The organism is Microbacterium sp. TWP3-1-2b2, from assembly GCF_049896145.1.
In the GTDB taxonomy this organism is placed as follows: domain Bacteria; phylum Actinomycetota; class Actinomycetes; order Actinomycetales; family Microbacteriaceae; genus Microbacterium.
Genome location: NZ_JAFCTS010000001.1, coordinates 492,460 through 508,840, shown reverse-complemented (window position 1 = coordinate 508,840; position 16,381 = coordinate 492,460). Strand labels below are relative to the sequence as shown.

Annotated in this window: 17 protein-coding genes; 7 read left to right on the top strand and 10 right to left on the bottom strand. The window is 65.6% G+C overall.

Going from position 1 to position 16,381, the window contains the following annotated elements; translation table 11 throughout:
* Positions 1 to 3 precede the first annotated feature (3 nt).
* Complete coding sequence (locus ACP7AR_RS02565) at positions 4 to 990, bottom strand: PHP domain-containing protein (RefSeq protein ID WP_426182364.1); 987 nt, start codon at positions 988 to 990, stop codon at positions 4 to 6.
* A 6-nt stretch (positions 991 to 996) separates the two neighbouring features.
* Positions 997 to 2,061: an anthranilate phosphoribosyltransferase gene (gene trpD, locus ACP7AR_RS02560; RefSeq protein WP_426182361.1), complete on the bottom strand. Its 1,065-nt coding sequence runs from the start codon at positions 2,059 to 2,061 to the stop codon at positions 997 to 999.
* A gap of 142 nt (positions 2,062 to 2,203) precedes the next feature.
* Here trpD and ACP7AR_RS02555 point away from each other — a divergent pair, with 142 nt between their 5' ends.
* From ACP7AR_RS02555 to ACP7AR_RS02530, 6 genes are all read left to right on the top strand, one after another.
* Positions 2,204 to 2,896 carry a cytochrome c oxidase subunit 3 gene (locus ACP7AR_RS02555; protein ID WP_426182358.1) on the top strand — a complete coding sequence of 231 codons (693 nt, stop codon included), beginning with the start codon at positions 2,204 to 2,206 and terminating at the stop codon, positions 2,894 to 2,896.
* A gap of 20 nt (positions 2,897 to 2,916) precedes the next feature.
* Entirely contained in the window at positions 2,917 to 3,720 is an 804-nt protein-coding gene (locus tag ACP7AR_RS02550; protein WP_426182355.1) for a c-type cytochrome, read from the top strand.
* A gap of 36 nt (positions 3,721 to 3,756) precedes the next feature.
* Positions 3,757 to 4,833 (top strand): Rieske 2Fe-2S domain-containing protein, encoded by a 1,077-nt coding sequence (locus ACP7AR_RS02545; protein ID WP_426182352.1) that lies wholly within the window; start codon positions 3,757 to 3,759, stop codon positions 4,831 to 4,833.
* Complete coding sequence (locus tag ACP7AR_RS02540; protein ID WP_426182349.1) at positions 4,830 to 6,644, top strand: cytochrome b; 1,815 nt, start codon at positions 4,830 to 4,832, stop codon at positions 6,642 to 6,644. Before ACP7AR_RS02545 ends, ACP7AR_RS02540 begins: the two co-directional genes overlap by 4 nt.
* A 75-nt stretch (positions 6,645 to 6,719) precedes the next feature.
* Positions 6,720 to 7,229 (top strand): GNAT family N-acetyltransferase, encoded by a 510-nt coding sequence (locus ACP7AR_RS02535; RefSeq protein WP_426182346.1) that lies wholly within the window; start codon positions 6,720 to 6,722, stop codon positions 7,227 to 7,229.
* Positions 7,230 to 7,299: 70 nt separating this feature from the next.
* Complete coding sequence (locus tag ACP7AR_RS02530; protein WP_426182343.1) at positions 7,300 to 7,719, top strand: rhodanese-like domain-containing protein; 420 nt, start codon at positions 7,300 to 7,302, stop codon at positions 7,717 to 7,719.
* Positions 7,720 to 7,792: 73 nt separating this feature from the next.
* Here ACP7AR_RS02530 and ACP7AR_RS02525 read toward each other — a convergent pair whose 3' ends face one another.
* From ACP7AR_RS02525 to ACP7AR_RS02505, 5 genes are all read right to left on the bottom strand, one after another.
* The gene (locus tag ACP7AR_RS02525) at positions 7,793 to 8,227 is read right to left on the bottom strand and encodes a cytochrome c oxidase subunit 4 (RefSeq protein WP_426182340.1); all 435 of its coding nucleotides are present in this window, start codon (positions 8,225 to 8,227) and stop codon (positions 7,793 to 7,795) included.
* A 3-nt stretch (positions 8,228 to 8,230) separates the two neighbouring features.
* The gene (gene ctaD / locus ACP7AR_RS02520) at positions 8,231 to 9,901 is read right to left on the bottom strand and encodes a cytochrome c oxidase subunit I (protein ID WP_426182337.1); all 1,671 of its coding nucleotides are present in this window, start codon (positions 9,899 to 9,901) and stop codon (positions 8,231 to 8,233) included.
* An 86-nt stretch (positions 9,902 to 9,987) separates the two neighbouring features.
* Entirely contained in the window at positions 9,988 to 10,899 is a 912-nt protein-coding gene (coxB, locus tag ACP7AR_RS02515; protein WP_426182334.1) for a cytochrome c oxidase subunit II, read from the bottom strand.
* Positions 10,900 to 10,995: 96 nt separating this feature from the next.
* Positions 10,996 to 11,358 carry an iron-sulfur cluster insertion protein ErpA gene (gene erpA, locus ACP7AR_RS02510; protein ID WP_188437432.1) on the bottom strand — a complete coding sequence of 121 codons (363 nt, stop codon included), beginning with the start codon at positions 11,356 to 11,358 and terminating at the stop codon, positions 10,996 to 10,998.
* A 95-nt stretch (positions 11,359 to 11,453) separates the two neighbouring features.
* Positions 11,454 to 12,863, bottom strand: a complete 1,410-nt coding sequence (locus ACP7AR_RS02505; protein ID WP_426182331.1) for a dipeptidase — start codon at positions 12,861 to 12,863, stop codon at positions 11,454 to 11,456.
* A gap of 46 nt (positions 12,864 to 12,909) precedes the next feature.
* On the opposite strand from ACP7AR_RS02505, the gene ACP7AR_RS02500 reads away from it, so the two are divergent.
* On the top strand, positions 12,910 to 13,473 hold the full coding sequence (locus ACP7AR_RS02500; RefSeq protein ID WP_426182329.1) for a DUF3043 domain-containing protein: 564 nt from the start codon (positions 12,910 to 12,912) through the stop codon (positions 13,471 to 13,473).
* Between the two features lie 46 nt (positions 13,474 to 13,519).
* Here ACP7AR_RS02500 and ACP7AR_RS02495 read toward each other — a convergent pair whose 3' ends face one another.
* The 3 genes from ACP7AR_RS02495 to hisD are packed head-to-tail and all read right to left on the bottom strand — an operon-like array spanning position 13,520 to position 16,380.
* Positions 13,520 to 14,560 carry a quinone-dependent dihydroorotate dehydrogenase gene (locus ACP7AR_RS02495; RefSeq protein ID WP_426182328.1) on the bottom strand — a complete coding sequence of 347 codons (1,041 nt, stop codon included), beginning with the start codon at positions 14,558 to 14,560 and terminating at the stop codon, positions 13,520 to 13,522.
* 10 nt (positions 14,561 to 14,570) lie between these two features.
* Positions 14,571 to 15,047: a transcriptional regulator NrdR gene (gene nrdR, locus ACP7AR_RS02490; RefSeq protein ID WP_426182325.1), complete on the bottom strand. Its 477-nt coding sequence runs from the start codon at positions 15,045 to 15,047 to the stop codon at positions 14,571 to 14,573.
* Positions 15,048 to 15,051: 4 nt separating this feature from the next.
* Positions 15,052 to 16,380, bottom strand: a complete 1,329-nt coding sequence (hisD, locus tag ACP7AR_RS02485; protein WP_426182322.1) for a histidinol dehydrogenase — start codon at positions 16,378 to 16,380, stop codon at positions 15,052 to 15,054.
* Between the last annotated feature and the right edge of the window lies 1 nt (position 16,381).

Sequence of the window (16,381 nt, the reverse complement as noted above, 5' to 3'; positions counted from 1 at the left end):
GAGCTATTCCGCCCAGGCCCTCAGTCGGTCCACGCCCCAGGTCGTCACGATCCGCTCGGCGGGCACGCCCGCCTTCTCGGCACGTTCGGCGCCGTAGTCGAGCAGAGACAGCTGCCCCGGTGCGTGCGCATCCGAGTCGAGTGAGAACAGGCAACCGGCATCCAGCGCGATGGCGATCAACTCGTCCGGCGGATCCTGCCGCTCCGGGCGAGCGTTGATCTCCACGGCGACGCCGTTCTCCGCACACGCGTCGAACACCGCTTGCGCGTCGAACTGAGAGGGCGGGCGTGTGCCGCGGTCGCCCTGAACCAGGCGTCCGGTGCAGTGCCCGAGCACATTGACGTGCGGGTTCTTCACCGCAGCGATCATGCGCGCGGTCATCGGTCGCGCTTCCATGCGCAGTTTGGAATGCACGGACGCCACGACGATGTCGAGCGAGCTCAGCAGGTCAGCTTCCTGATCGAGAGCGCCGTCGTCGAGGATGTCGACCTCGATCCCGGCGAACAGGGTGAAATTCGCTGTCGACTCGGCGCGGACCAGCGGAACCTGCTCGCGAAGGCGCTCTGCTGACAGCCCACGTGCGACCCTGAGTCTCGGCGAATGGTCGGTGATCGCCAGATACTCGTGTCCGAGCGCGCGCGCCGCCTCGGCCATCGTGCTGATCGAAGTCGTTCCGTCCGACCAGTCCGTGTGCGCATGCAGGTCACCGCGGAGCTTTCCGCGAAGGAGGGATGTCCGCTCCGGCTCGACCTCGCCGCGCAGCTCCACCAAGTAGTCCGGTGTCATTCCGGCCTGCGCCTGGCGGATGACAGCGAATGTCGACTCACCGATGCCCTTGGCGGCACGAAGCCGCGTCGGATCATTCAGCACCTCGTCGGGCAGCCCTTGAACGGTCGCCGCGGCCTGGCGGAACGCCTTCGCGCGGTACCTCGAGGCCCGCTCCCGCTCCAGCAGGGTCGCGATCTCAAGCAGTGCGGCGACGGGATCCATGATCGTTCAGGCAGAGGCGAGCTCGCGAGTCGCGCCCACCCATGCCTCCAGCTTCGCCGCAGCGCTGCCGTCGTCGACCGCAGCCTCAGCGCGTGCGTACCCTTCGCGGAGGCGATCGAGGATCGGACGCTGCACCTGCGTCGCGTCCTGGGACAGCTCGAACGCGACGATTCCTGCGGCGGCATTGAGGAGGACGATGTCGCGCACCGGACCCTTCTTGCCGTCGAGCGTGTCGCGCAGCACTCCGGCGTTGTGCTCAGGAGAGCCACCGATGAGGTCGGCGAGATCCGCGGTCGGGATTCCGAGATCGCGAGGGTCGAGGTCGTGCTCGTGGATGTCTCCGAGGTTGACCTCCCAGATACGGCTGTGGCCGGTCGTCGTCAGCTCGTCGAGACCGTCGTCGCCGCGGAACACGAGGGCTGTCGCCCCTCTGGTGCGGAACACGCCGGTGATCAGGGGAACGCGCTCCAACTGCGCGACGCCGACCGCATTCGCCTCGGCGCGCGCCGGGTTGCAGAGCGGGCCGAGCATGTTGAACACCGTCGGCACGCCAAGCTCGCCTCGAGCCGTGCCCGCGTGCTTGAAGCCGGGATGGAATGCTGCCGCCCACGCGAACGTGATGCCGGTGCGATCGAGCACTGCAGCGACTTCTTCGGGAGCGAGCGACAACTCCAGCCCCAGCGCGCCCAGCACGTCGGACGAACCGGAGGCCGAACTGGCCGCCCGATTGCCGTGCTTGACGACGGGGATGCCCGTTGCGCCGATGATGATCGCCGCCGTGGTCGACACGTTCACCGTTCCCACTCGGTCGCCGCCGGTGCCGACGATGTCGAGGACGTTGGCCGAGACGGGCAACGGAACGGCGGCCTCGAGGATGGCATCGCGGAACCCGACGATCTCATCGATCGTCTCGCCCTTCGCACGCAACGCGATCAGGAAGCCGGCGAGCTTCGCGTCCGAGACCTTCCCCTGCATGACCTGACGCATCGCCCACGTGGACTCCCACACGCTGAGATCGCGCCGCTCCAGGAGGGTGGTGAGCACATCGGGCCATGTCAAGGAATCAGGCATGTCTGTGATCCTATCGGCGCGAATAAATTCCTTGCACTGAGCCCTACGGACGTGCATGCTTGATTTCCCTTGAATTCACCGAGGATTCGCAGCGTCTTCTTAGGCTCCCCTAAGTGTTGGTTCAGTGAAACGGGTGTGGCCGATGCAAGAATCACGCCCGCAGATCGGCCATAATGGAGGGGTGACCACCTCAGCGACCTATGCCCCGGCGGCAAGAACGATCAAGCGCCCGAATTCGGTAGCTGTCGGCACCATCGTGTGGCTCGGCAGCGAGGTGATGTTCTTCGCGGGACTGTTCGCGATCTACTTCACCCTCCGAAGCACGTCTCCCGAACTATGGGCAGACCGCACTGAGCTGCTGAACGTTCCGTTCGCCGCAGTCAACACCGCGATCCTGGTTCTCTCCTCCGTGACGTGCCAGATGGGCGTGTTCGCGGCGGAAGACCTTCAGCCGTACCGCCTCGCGAAGGGGCAGCTGAACGGCGCAGGCCGTCGCCGACTGTTCGGCTGGGGCATGATCGAGTGGTTCTGGCTCACCTTCGCTCTCGGAGCGATCTTCGTCTCCGGCCAGGTCTGGGAGTACGCCCAGCTCGTCGCCGAAGGCATGCCGATCCAGGCGGATTCCTACGCCTCGGCCTTCTACCTGACGACGGGCTTCCACGCCCTCCACGTCACCGGCGGACTCATCGCGTTCCTGCTCATCATGGGCCGCGCGTTCGCAGTGAAGAACTTCACGCACAAGGAGGCGACCTCCTCGATCGTTGTGTCCTACTACTGGCACTTCGTCGACGTCGTCTGGATCGTGCTGTTCTTCGTCATCTACTTCCTGAAATAAGAGCGGAGCTGACCTGCGAAATGGCACGAGAGAAGAAGCGTCGCTCAAACGGACGACGTAGCCCCCTGGCTGCTGCTGCGCTGATCGGCGCGGGCCTCCTCATCACGGGAGGCATCTACGCCGGAGCATCAGCGGCAATCGCCGCGACCGACTCCCAGACGAGCGCGAGCACAGCGCTCAGCGTCGAAGACGGCGAGAAGCTGTTCCAGTCCAACTGCGCCACCTGTCACGGTCTCGACCTGCAGGGCACAGACGCTGGTCCGAGCCTCTACGGCGTCGGCGAGCTTTCTGTGGAGTTCCAGCTGGCCACCGGGCGCATGCCGCTGCAGATGCAGGGGCCGCAGGCTCCGCAGAAGCCACCGCAGTTCACGCAGCCGCAGATCGACGCGATGGCTGCATACGTGCAGTCCGAAGCGCCTGGTCCCACGTTCCCCGCCGATGAGATCCTCGACGGCGAGGGCGACGTCGCGCACGGCGCCGAGCTGTTCCGCGTCAACTGCGCGATGTGCCACAACGTGTCTGCCGCCGGTGGTGCTCTCACCGAGGGCAAGTACGCCCCGGGCCTCGCCAACACCAGCGCGCTGCACATCTACGCCGCTATGGTCACCGGCCCGCAGAACATGCCGGTGTTCGGCGACATGAACCTGTCTGACGAGGACAAGCGCGACATCATCTCCGCGCTGATCTTCCAGCAGGAGTCGGTCTCGGTCGGCGGATTCTCGCTCGGCAACCTTGGCCCCGTTTCGGAGGGCCTGTTCGTCTGGATCTTCGGCATCGGTGGCCTCGTCGCCATCACCGTGTGGATCACGGCGAAGTCCAACTGACGCTTATTCATCGAAGAGGAACGTACGAGGAGCACCATGGCACACGACGACGACTCGAAGGCCCTTGACCGGGCCTACCAGCCCTCTCCGGGGCTGGGTGTCGCAGTCAGCGATCCCGTGCAGAACCCGGGGCTGCCGCCACACCGTGAGCGGATGACCGACAAGGACCCCAAGGCTGAGAAGCGCGCGGTCCGCACGGTCTACACCCTGTTCTACCTGTCGCTCGCGGGCAGCATCTGGGCTGTCGCGGCGTACATGCTGTTCCCGATCGAAGACGGCTCGCTGGGTTCGATCCGCTACAACAACCTCTTCATCGGTCTGGGCATCGCGCTGGCACTGCTCTCACTCGGGATCGGGGCCATCCACTGGTCCAAGGCGCTGATGTCCGACAAGGAGTTCGTCGAGCACCGCCACCCCACCCGCGGCAAGGATTCGACACGTGAAGCCGCGGTCAAGGCGTTCGCAGACGCGAACGAGGAGTCCGGCTTCGGGCGTCGCACGATGATCCGCAACTCGCTGTTCGCCGCGGTGGTCGCATCGATCATCCCGGGCGTCGCGCTCTTCCGCGGTCTCGCGCCCCACAGCACTCCTGATGACCCCACGGCCGGCGACCCGGTCGTCCTGCTGAAGCACACCATGTGGGCGGAGGGGCAGCGTCTTGTGCGCGACCCCGACGGCACACCGATCCGTGCGGCGGACGTCACGCTGGGCTCCGCATTCCACGTGATCCCCGAGGACCTCGCCGAGCTGAGCCATCACGACGGGTACCTCGAGGAGAAGGCGAAGGCGATCGTGCTCATGATGCGACTGCGTCCTGAGCAGCTCGTCGAGGCCGAGGATCGCAAGGACTGGTCGTACGACGGAATCGTCGCCTACTCCAAGGTGTGCACGCACGTCGGCTGCCCCGTCGCACTCTACGAGCAGCAGACCCACCACCTGCTGTGCCCGTGCCACCAGTCACAGTTCGACGTCACCGATCACGCCAAGGTCATCTTCGGCCCGGCCGCGCGCCCGCTGCCGCAGCTGCCGATCACCGTCGATGAAGAGGGCTATCTCGTCGCGCGCAGCGACTTCACCGAGCCTGTCGGCCCGAGCTTCTGGGAGCGCCATTGAGCACCGCAACGCTGTCCAAAGAGGACAAGGACAACAAAGCGCCCCTCGGCGGCCGATTCGTCGGAGCCGCATCGAACTACATCGATGAGCGCACCAGCCTCTCGGGCTTCGTCAAGGAGCTCGGTCGCAAGATCTTCCCCGACCACTGGTCCTTCATGCTCGGCGAGATCGCGCTGTGGAGCTTCGTCGTCGTCTTCATCTCAGGCTCGTTCCTGACGTTCTTCTTCCAGGCATCGATGGTCGAGACGCACTACACGGGTGCCTACGCGCCCATGCGCGGCATCGAGATGTCGGCGGCGCTCGAGTCGACGCTGCACATCTCGTTCGACCTGCGCGGTGGCCTGCTGGTTCGCCAGATCCACCACTGGGCCGCTCTCGTGTTCGTCGCAGGCATCGGCATCCACATGCTGCGTGTGTTCTTCACCGGAGCATTCCGCAAGCCGCGCGAGCTCAACTGGGTCATCGGATTCGTGCTGTTCATCCTGGCGCTGGCCGAGGGCTTCACCGGGTACTCGCTCCCCGACGACCTACTCTCCGGCAACGGCCTTCGCATCATCGACGGCATGGTCAAGGGCCTCCCCCTGATCGGCACGTGGACATCGTTCCTGATCTTCGGTGGAGAGTTCCCCGGCACCGACATCGTCGGCCGCCTCTACTCGCTGCACATCCTGCTGCTGCCGATGCTGGTCATCGCGTTGATCGTGGTGCACCTGATGCTCATGGTCATCAACAAGCACACCCAGTTCGCCGGCCCCGGCCGCACGAACGACAACGTCGTCGGCTACCCGATGATGCCGGTGTACATGTCGAAGATGGGCGGCTACCTGTTCATCGTCTTCGGCTCGATCGTGCTGATCGCGACGTTCTTCCAGATCAACCCGATCTGGGCGTACGGACCGTACGACCCGTCCCCCGTCTCGGCAGGTACCCAGCCCGACTGGTACATCGGATTCGCGGATGGCGCGCTGCGTCTGGCACCGTCGAACTGGGATCTCGTCTTCCTCGACCGCACCTGGTCGTTCGGGATCATCATTCCCGTGCTGGTTCTCGGCCTGTTCATCGTCGCCGTCGCGATCTACCCGTTCCTCGAGGCGTGGATCACCGGAGACAAGCGTGAGCACCACCTCGCACAGCGTCCGCGCAACGCCGCGACGCGCACTGCGATCGGTGCCGCCGGCGTCATCTTCTACGCAGTCCTCTGGGCGGCAGCATCCTCCGACCTCATCGCCACGCACTTCATGCTGACGATGGAAGGCGTGATCCACACGCTTCAGGCGCTGCTGTTCCTCGGTCCGATCCTCGGCTACTTCATCACCAAGCGCATCTGCATCGCGCTTCAGAAGAAGGACCGCGAGATCGTGCTGCATGGTTACGAGTCCGGCCGCATCGTCCGCCTCCCCGGCGGCGAGTACATCGAAGTCCACCAGCCCGTCGACACGTACGACCGCTGGAAGCTCATCGACGTCGACGGCTACGAGCCCCTCGTCGTGCGCCCCAACGACAAGGGACGCATCCCGTGGACCGAGAACCTGCGCTCCTCCATCTCGCGCTGGTTCTACGAGGATCGTCTCGCCCCGCTCACGCAGACCGAGATCGCGGCGGCGGACGCGCACCAGCGTCACGTCACGGCACATATGGACGAGGCCGAGGCTGAGGAGATCCAGGGCGCCCACGCGCGCGCAGGCGTACCCGATGCACCGTTGTCGGCTCCGGCCGAGACACACCTCGACGAGACCGCCAACACACCCAGTTCGGTGATCGCCACCGAGCCGGTGAAGAAGCCGAAGAAGAAGACGGAGGACGGCGAGTAGACACCGCCGCTCCCCCGGGCCCCGTCCGCCGCTCCTCGGAGCGCGGACGGGGCCTTCTTCGTTACGCTCGAGATCATGTCGCCTGCCACTGAGATCCTGTTCGCTGACGCGGAGGACTTCGTCCGACTCGAGGAGATCGAGGTTGCCGGGGACATGCTTCTCACGGCGCTCTTCTCAGCCCAGGAATGGCCGCCGGCGACACCGGCAGCTGAACGCGCCGCGTACCCGGGATTCACGTTGCTCATGCGACGAGAGGGCGCAGGCACCGTCGGTTTCGTCCAAGTGCTCGAGATCGAGGGCATCGCCCACCTGGAACAGCTCTCCGTCCTCCCTGAGCACGGTCGTCGGGGATACGGACGGATGCTGGTCACCGCAGCGAAATCCGAGGCGCTCGGCCGAGGTCACCGGGAGCTCACGCTGCGCACGTATCGCGACGTGCCCTGGAACGCACCGTTCTATGCGTCCTGCGGATTCACGCCGAGCGCACCGACGAGCGAGTTCCAACTGCAACTGGTCGAGGTCGAGTCTCGACTCCAGCTGGAGCGTTGGGGTGCACGCATTCAGATGACGGCCCCACTTCGATGATGGCGGAAATCGGATGCTGCGCGACCGTGAGAACGCGTCGCGTCAGCCCACGGCTCCCTAAGCTGGATCCATGATCGAACCCGCCGAATACTTCGCCGCCAAACTCGCGAACGAGACCGACGCGAGCGACCTCTACGCCCGCCAGAAGGCCGGGGATCCAGTCGTGGTCATCGATGTCCGCTCCGACGAGGCGTGGGCGCAGGGACGCGTTGCAGGCGCGATTCACATGCACTACGGCGAGATCGCCACCCGCGCCCCGGCGGAGATCCCCGCAGGGTCCGAAGTCGTCGTGTACTGCTGGAGCCCAGGATGCAACGCCGGCGCCAAAGGGGCCCTGGAGTTCGCAAAGCTCGGATACCGGGTCCGCGAGATGATCGGCGGCTTCGAGTACTGGGTCCGTGAGGGCTACCCCGTTGCAGACGCCGACGGCATCCACCGTCGCCCGGTCGACCCGCTCACGGGCGTCGCGCGCATCCGCACACACGCCTGAGTATCCCACCGCCCTTATGAATGAGAAGGCCCCCGGACCGAAGTCCAGGGGCCTTCCGCATGAGTGAAGCGACTCAGCGCGCGAAGTTTCCACGGTAGTACTCGTACACCCACCCGACGATCGCGACGGCGAAGATCGCGACGCCGATCGGCAGCAGGAAGTGTCCGACGGCCATGCCGATCAGGAACACCGCAGCAGAGGCCGCGAGCACGATGGGCCACCACGACCACGGGCTGAACTCACCGAGCTCAGGATCTCCGTCATCGATGTCGGCGGTGAGGATGTCCTCGGGGAGCTCGCCGCCCTGAGCCTTGTGCGTGCGCTGGAGGTAGACGGCGACCATCGCGCCCATGAAGGCGGTGAAGAGCAACGCGACGGAACCGACCCACTCGATCTGGTTGACGAGCTCGAGGCCTGGGTGAGCCAGGATGTTCCATCCTGTGTACACCGCGGCGACGACCAGGAAGAAGACGGTGAGAACCCACCAGAGGACGACGTTCGATCGCATGGCTTACTTGGCCTCTCCGCTTGCACCCGCGAAGGCGGGCTCCGGTACGCCGACAGGATGTTCCGCGGCCTCGGGGTGGTTCAGGTCGAACGCAGGACGCTCGCTGCGGATGCGCGGGATCGACGTGAAGTTGTGACGCGGCGGTGGGCAGCTGGTCGCCCACTCGAGCGATGCGCCGTAACCCCATGGATCGTTGACCATGACCTTGGGCGCCTTGCGCGCCGTGATCCACACATTCAGGAAGAACGGGAGCATGGACGCACCGAGGATGATCGCACCGATCGTCGACACCTGGTTGCCCCAGGTCCAGCCGTCGGCTGCCGAGTAGTCCGCGTAGCGACGCACCATGCCGTCCACGCCCAACCAGTGCTGGATGAGGAACGTCATGTGGAAGCCGACGAACAGCATCCAGAAGTGCACGTAACCGAGACGCTCGTTCAGCATCCGTCCAGTCCACTTGGGCCACCAGAAGTAGAAGCCGGCGAACATCGCGAACACGACGGTGCCGAAGACGACGTAGTGGAAGTGGGCGACGACGAAGTACGAGTCGCTGAGGTGGAAGTCCAGCGGCGGAGCCGCGAGGATGACACCGGTCAGACCGCCGAAGACGAACGACACGAGGAAGCCGAGCGCGAAGACCATCGGCGTCTCGAAGGTCACGGAGCCTCGCCAGAGCGTTCCGATCCAGTTGAAGATCTTCACGCCCGTCGGTACCGCGATGAGCATGGTCATCAGTGCGAAGAACGGCAGCAGCACCGAACCGGTGACGTACATGTGGTGAGCCCACACCGCTACCGAAAGCGCCGCGATCGCGATCGTCGCGTAGACGAGGGTCTTGTACCCGAAGATCGGCTTCCGGCTGAACACCGGGAAGATCTCCGAGACGATGCCGAAGAACGGCAACGCGATGATGTAGACCTCGGGGTGGCCGAAGAACCAGAACAGGTGCTGCCAGAGCAGCACGCCGCCGTTGGCCGGATCGTAGATGTGCGCGCCGAGGATGCGGTCGGCAGCAGCGGCGAAGATCGCGGCCGCGAGCACAGGGAAGGCCATCAGGATCAGCAGGCTCGTGATCAGCGTGTTCCAGCTGAAGATCGGCATCCGCCACATCGTCATGCCGGGCGCACGCATCGTGATGACCGTGGTGATGAAGTTCACTGCACCGAGGATCGTTCCGAATCCGGACATGCCGAGTCCGACCATCCAGAGGTTTCCACCAGCGCCGGGCGTGAAGGTCGCACTGGCGAGCGGCTGATATGCGAACCAACCGAACGACGCCGCACCCTGCGGGGTGAGGAAGCCGGCGATCGCGATGATCGAGCCGAAGGAGAAGAGCCAGAATGCGAATGCGTTCAGACGAGGGAACGCCACGTCAGGCGCCCCGAGCTGCAGCGGCAGGATCGCATTCGCGAAGCCCGCGAACAGAGGCGTCGCGAACATCAGCAGCATGATCGTGCCATGCATCGTGAACAGCTGGTTGTACTGCTCCTTGGTGGGAACGATCTGCATTCCCGGCGCGAACAGCTCAGCACGGATGACGAGCGCCATCACGCCGCCGAGGAGGAAGAAGAGCACCGAGGCGATCAGGTACATGTACCCGATGGTCTTGTGGTCAGTGGAGGTGATCCACTTGACGACGATGTTGCCCTTCTGCTCGACGCGCGAGGAGCTCATCAAAGCTGCCTGGCGTGCCGGAATGGCCGTCGGCCGAGCGCCGGGGGCTGTCTGACTTGGTGACTCAGTGGTGGTCGACATGAGGTCTACTCTCCCTCTTCCTCGGAGTCCGTCTCGGACGTCGTTCCTGTGGTGCCGGGGAGGTTGTTGAGACGGTCGTACGCGTCTGTGATGTCGCCCGTGTTCCCCTCTTCGCGGAGGGACTCGACGTAGTCGTCGTATTCGTCCTGCTCCACGACCTTCACGTTGAAGAGCATCATCGAGTGGTACTCACCGCACAGCTCGGCGCACTTTCCGGCGTATTCGCCCACGCGCGTCGGGATGAACGACCAGGAGTTGTCCTTCCCGATGTACATGTCCTTCTTATAGAGGAAGTCGATGATCCAGAACGAGTGGATGACGTCGCGCGACTGAAGGCTGATGTGCACCTTCTGGTCGACCGGAAGCACCAGTGTCGGCAGCTTCTCCGTGTCGACGTTGCCCTCGGCATCGGGCTGCGCCTGCACACCCATCGTCCACACGGCGTCGGAAAGATCGTCGTCCTCGCCGGCGTACATGAAGTCGAACGCCCACTGCTTGCCGATCGCGGTGATCTCGACGTCTGCGTCGTCCCACTGCGTCTCGATCTCAGCCTGGTCGCGGGCCGTGAAGAAGAACATTCCCATCACGAGGATCAGCGGGATCACCGTGTAGAAGATCTCGATCGGCATGTTGTAGCGCATCTGCACCGGCAGGCCGGTCTGGCCCTTGCGACGGCGGTACGCGACGGCTGCCCATCCCATGAGCGCCCACGTGATGATGCCGACGGCGAGAAGGACGATCCAGGAGTTCACCCAGAGACCGGCGACGCGGTCGGTCTGGTTCGTTGCGGCAGTGCCGTCTTCTACGAAGCCCGGGAGGAATCCGTGGAGCTCGGTGGGAGAGCATCCCGCCAGGGCCACGGCTGTCGCGATTCCCACAGGAATGGCGACCCAACGAAGGCGGCGTTTCGAGGGCACGATGCACCTTTCAAGATGACGGACAAGGCGTAGTCAAGTCTAGGGCAACCTCACACCTGATTCATGCCAACCACGCAGGTCGGGCACGGCTTGCGCTCAGTGGAAGCTGTCTCCACAGGCGCAGCTGCCAGCCGCATTCGGGTTGTCGATCGTGAAGCCCTGCTCCGAGATCGTGTCCTTGAAGTCGATCGCCGCACCGTCCAGATACGGAACGCTCATGTTGTCGACGATGACCTCCACGCCGTCGAAATCGACGGTCTCGTCGCCATCGAGGTAGCGCTCGTCGAAGTAGAGCTGGTAGATCAGACCAGAGCATCCGCCGGGCTGAACGGCGACGCGCAGACGGAGGTCGTCACGGCCTTCCTGCTCCAGGAGGTTCTTCACCTTGGTCGCCGCCGCGTCGGTCAGGGTGACGCCGTGTGCGGTCGAGGTCTCTGTGGTCAGCGTGGTGTCGCTCATGTCGCTCCTTGTGACAGGCCGCGCGTGCAGGCGGCGGTTTGTTCTGATTCTACCTTCGGGCGCCCGAACGGGCGCTGATCCGGTGCGAAACGCGCTCAGTCCGTGATCTCGTTCATACGGGTCAGCAGCAATGCCTCGGTGGCGACGGCGTGCCGGAACGTGTCGAGGTGCAGCGACTCGTTCGGACTGTGCGCACGGGCGTGCGGATCCTCGACCCCGGTGACGAGGATCTGCGCCTGCGGGAATTCCCTCACGAGGTCGGCGATGAACGGGATGGAGCCTCCGACGCCGAGATCGACGGGATCGACTCCGTAGCCGTCCGCCATCGCCTGGCGGGCGAGGCTGACAGCCCAGCCGCTGGTGTCGACGAGGAATCCGTCACCGAGATCGACGTCGGAGAACGTCAGCTCAGCGCCGAAGGGGGCGTGCGAACGCAGATGCGCCTCGAGTGCTCTGTACGCGTCTTCACCCGTCTGCCCCGGTGCGACGCGCGCGCTGATGACGACCGTCACCTCCGGAAGAAGGGTGTTGGAAGCCGACGCCACGCTGGTGGCATCGATGCCGATGACCGTGACGGCCGGCTTGTTCCAGATTCGGCTGAGGATGCTGCCGCGTCCGATCGGCGACGTACCGGGAAGCAGCCCAGCCTCATCGCGCAGCGTCTCCTCGCTGTAGTCGGGCGTCGGTGTGTCGGTCTCGGACATGCCGTCGACGGCCACGGCACCGTCCTCGTCCCAGAGCGTGGACAGCAGGCGCACGGTCGCCATCATGGCGTCAGGCACCGCTCCCCCGAACATTCCGGAGTGAGACGCGTGATCCAGCGTCCGCACCTTCATCAAGAAGCGGGCGTTCCCGCGCAGGGAAACCGTGAGCCCCGGAGTCGTCGAGTCCCAGTTTCCGGAGTCGGCGACGACGATCGCATCCGCTCGAAGGGCCTCGGCGTTGTCGCTGAGGAACTGCGCGAAGGATGCGGAGCCGTATTCCTCCTCCCCCTCGATGAACAACGAGACACCCAACTCGAGGTCGTCGCCGAGCACTTCGGAGACCGCCCGCAACGATGCGATGTGCGCCATGATGCCGGCCTTGTCATCGGCGGCGCCGCGCCCGTACAGACGTCCGTCTCTGACTGTGGGCTCGAACGGCGGCGTCTCCCAGAGTTCCTCGGCGCCTGGGGGCTGCACGTCGTGGTGCGCGTAGAGCAGGATGGTCGGTTTGCCGCCCTTCGCCGCCCGAGTCGCCAGCACAGCCGGCTGCCCGTATTCCTCCGTGCCGGGGATCGCCGCGCGCAGCACCCTCACGTCGTCGAAGACGCCGGTGTCCGTCGCGAGCGCGGCGACGCGTTCGGCGCTGCGCTCGAGCTGAGTCTGGTCGAACGAGGGCCATGCGATCCCGGGAATCCGCACGAGATCGCCCAGATCCGACAGCGCCGAGGGGATGCCGATGGCCACCGCCTCTGTGACTGCTGATTCGATCGTGGGGTCGACGTTCGGCGTGTGTGAAGTCATGCGAGTAATCTTAAGGCTGAACACCGATTTCTATCCGAGGAGCCTCGTGGCCACTTCCACCCCACCGACGAACGACGACGCGGCCCAGACGCCGGTCGCCGGCAAGGGACGCCCGACGCCGAGCCGCGCCGAGCAGGAAGCAGCACGTCGACGACCTTTGGTGGCGGACACCAAAGAGGCTCGCGCGGCGGCGAAGGCGCAGATGCGCGAGCAGCGCGAGCGCGCACAGGCAGGCATGGCCGCCGGCGAGGACAAGTACCTTCCGCCGCGCGACAAGGGCCCGCAGCGCCGGTGGGTGCGCGACTACGTCGACGCCGGCTGGCACCTCGCCGAATGGGTCATGGCCCTCATGGTCGTCGTCATCCTCGTGTCGCTCGTCCCGGATCCGACGTTCTCGTTCTTCGCATTCATCGGCCTGTGGGCGTTCATCGTCGTCGCAGTGATCGACATGGTGCTGCTCGGGATCCGCGTCAAGCGCAAGGTCGCCGCGAAGTTCGGCAAGGATCGGATGGAGAAGGGCCTCGGTTGGTACGCGGGGATGCGCGCGCTCCAGATGCGCTTCATGCGCCTGCCCAAGCCGCAGGTCAAGCGCGGTCAGTACCCGGCCTAGCGGGGTATCGCCTCGCTACGCTCACTCAACTCGAGTCGCGCTCGCTTCAGCGCCGCTTCGCGGCATTGATCCGAGCCAGCTCCCGGTTGATCTGACGCGCCCAGAGCGGTCCGCGGTAGAGGAACGCCGTGTAGCCCTGCACCAGGGTCGCACCGGCATCCATCCGCTCCTGCACGTCTGCAGCAGTGTCGACTCCGCCTACCGAGATGACGCAGAACTCGCTCGGAACGGCCGCGCGGACCACCTCGAGCACCGCCATCGCACGCTCGCGCAGTGGCGCACCTGAGAGCCCGCCTGCCCCCGCCGCTTCGACGATCTCAGGGTCCGTTGCGAGGCCCTCACGGCTGATCGTCGTGTTGTGGGCGATGATCCCATCGAGGCCCTCCGACACAGCGAGTCTCGCGATCGCGACGATCTCCTCGTCTGGGAGATCAGGAGCGATCTTCACCAGCAGCGGTGTCGGCCCTGCTGCTGCCTTCACGGCCCGCAGCAGTGGCGCGAGCGTCTCGACCGCCTGCAGACCGCGCAGGCCCGGCGTGTTCGGCGAGGAGACGTTGACGGCCAGATAATCGGCGAGCGGTGCGAGTTTCGTGGTGCTGGCGACGTAGTCGGCGGTCGCGTGCTCCACATCGACGACTCGGCTCTTGCCGATGTTCACGCCGATGACGGTCTTCGGACGTCGTCGACGGAGCTTCTCGAGGCGCCGTACCGCAGCATCCGCGCCCGCGTTGTTGAAGCCCATCCGGTTGATCAGGGCGCGATCCTGCACGAGACGGAAAAGACGAGGCTTGGGGTTGCCGTCCTGACCGACGGCGGTGATCGTCCCGACCTCGACGTGACCGAACCCCAGGGCGGCAAGCCCGCGAACACCGACGGCGTTCTTGTCGAAACCTGCGGCGACGCCGAACGGCGAGTCGAAGGCGAGGCCGAGTGCTTCGACTCGCTGCTCGGTCGAAGGCGACGTGAGCGCACGCGTGGCCCACGAGAACGGCGGTGCGCCGAGCACACGGATCACCACCATCGCGGCATGGTGGGCGAACTCGGGTTCGAAGCGCGACAGGACGGCGCGGAAGAGCAGCGGATACATCCCTGCCAGATTACCGTTCAGCGGACTCCGTCTTGGACTGAGCGTGCTCGGCGCGCAGTTCGCTGATCACGCTCTCGAAATCCTCCAGCGAATCGAACGCCTGGTAGACGCTCGCGAAACGCAGGTACGCCACCTCGTCCAGATCCCGCAGGGGTCCGAGGATGGCGAGACCGATCTCGTTGGCGTCCAGCTGCGAGACGCCGGTCTGACGCACCGCCTCTTCCACACGCTGCGCGAGGATCGCAAGGTCCGCCTCGGTCACAGGTCTCCCCTGGCAGGCTTTGCGGACACCGGAGATGACCTTCTCTCGGCTGAACGGTTCCATGACACCCGAACGCTTGATCACGTTGAGGCTCGCCGTCTCGGTGGTGGTGAATCTCCCCCCGCATTCGGGACACTGACGACGCCGACGGATCGAGAGTCCGTCGTCACTCGTTCGGGAGTCGATCACGCGGGAGTCCGGATGACGGCAGAAGGGGCAGTGCATGGTGTTACAGCGTAGTCGCTGGCTGGGCCGCTCCCTGGAAGCGCGCTTCGATCGCCTCGCCATGCGCCGGCAGCACCTCGGCGTTCGCGAGAGCGACGACGCCTTCGCGCACGACCGCGAGAGCGGCGTGATCGTAGGAGATGACCTGCTGCGGACGCAGGAACGTGTACGCGCCGAGGCCGGGCGCGTAGCGCGCCTGACCGCCGGTCGGCAGAATGTGGTTGCTGCCGGCCATGTAGTCGCCGAGACTCACCGGCGTCTGATCGCCGACGAAGACCGCACCGGCGCTGGTGAACGCGGATGCCGCGGCCTCGGCGTCGGCAAGGTGCAGTTCGAGGTGCTCGGGAGCATAAGCGTTGCTGAAGGCCGTCGCCATGGCACGATCGTCGACGAGGACGATCGCCGACTGCGGGCCGGCGAGTGAGACTGCGACGCGCTCGCTGTGCCTGGTCGCGGCAGCCAGCTGCTCGACCTCTGTCGCGACCCGCTCGGCGAGGTCCGCGCTGTCGGTCACGAGCACGGCGGAGGCCTGCTCGTCGTGCTCGGCCTGGCTGATGAGGTCGGCCGCGATCAGACGTGCGTCCGCTGCGGCGTCCGCGACGATGAGTATCTCGGTCGCTCCGGCCTCTGAATCCGTGCCGACGACTCCTGCGACGGCGCGCTTCGCGGAGGCCACGTAGTTGTTGCCCGGCCCGGAGACGACATCGACAGGGTCGAGGTCGAGGCCGGGAACTCCCCACGCGAAAGCCCCGATGGCGCCGGCTCCGCCCATCGCATACACCTCGGTGATGCCGAGGAGCCCGGCCGCGGCCAGGATGACCGGGTGGATCCGGCCGTCCTGATCGCGCTGCGGCGGGGAGGCGAGCGCGATCTGCTCGACACCGGCGACCTGCGCAGGTACGACGTTCATGATCACACTGGAGGGGTAGACCGCTTTGCCGCCCGGGATGTAGACGCCGACGCGCTGAACAGGCTGCCAGCGCTGCGTGATCCGCGCGCCAGGGCCGATCTCCGTCACACGATCATCCGGCACCTGGGCGGTGGACGCCTGACGCACGCGACGGATCGTCTCCTCGAGAGCGGATCTGATCTCGGATGTGAGAGATGCGACGGCGTCGTCGAGGTGAGACTTCGGCACACGGACGGCGTGTCCTGTGACCGCATCGAACTTCTCCGCCTGCGCGCGCAGGGCGTCCTCTCCCCCGGCACGCACGTCTTCGACGATCCGCGCCGCCGTCTCGAGCGCCTCGGCCCTGGCCTGTGTGGCGCGAGGCACAGCTGCGAGCATGTCTGCAGGCGAGAGCTTCTGCCCTCGCAGATCGATGGTGCGCACG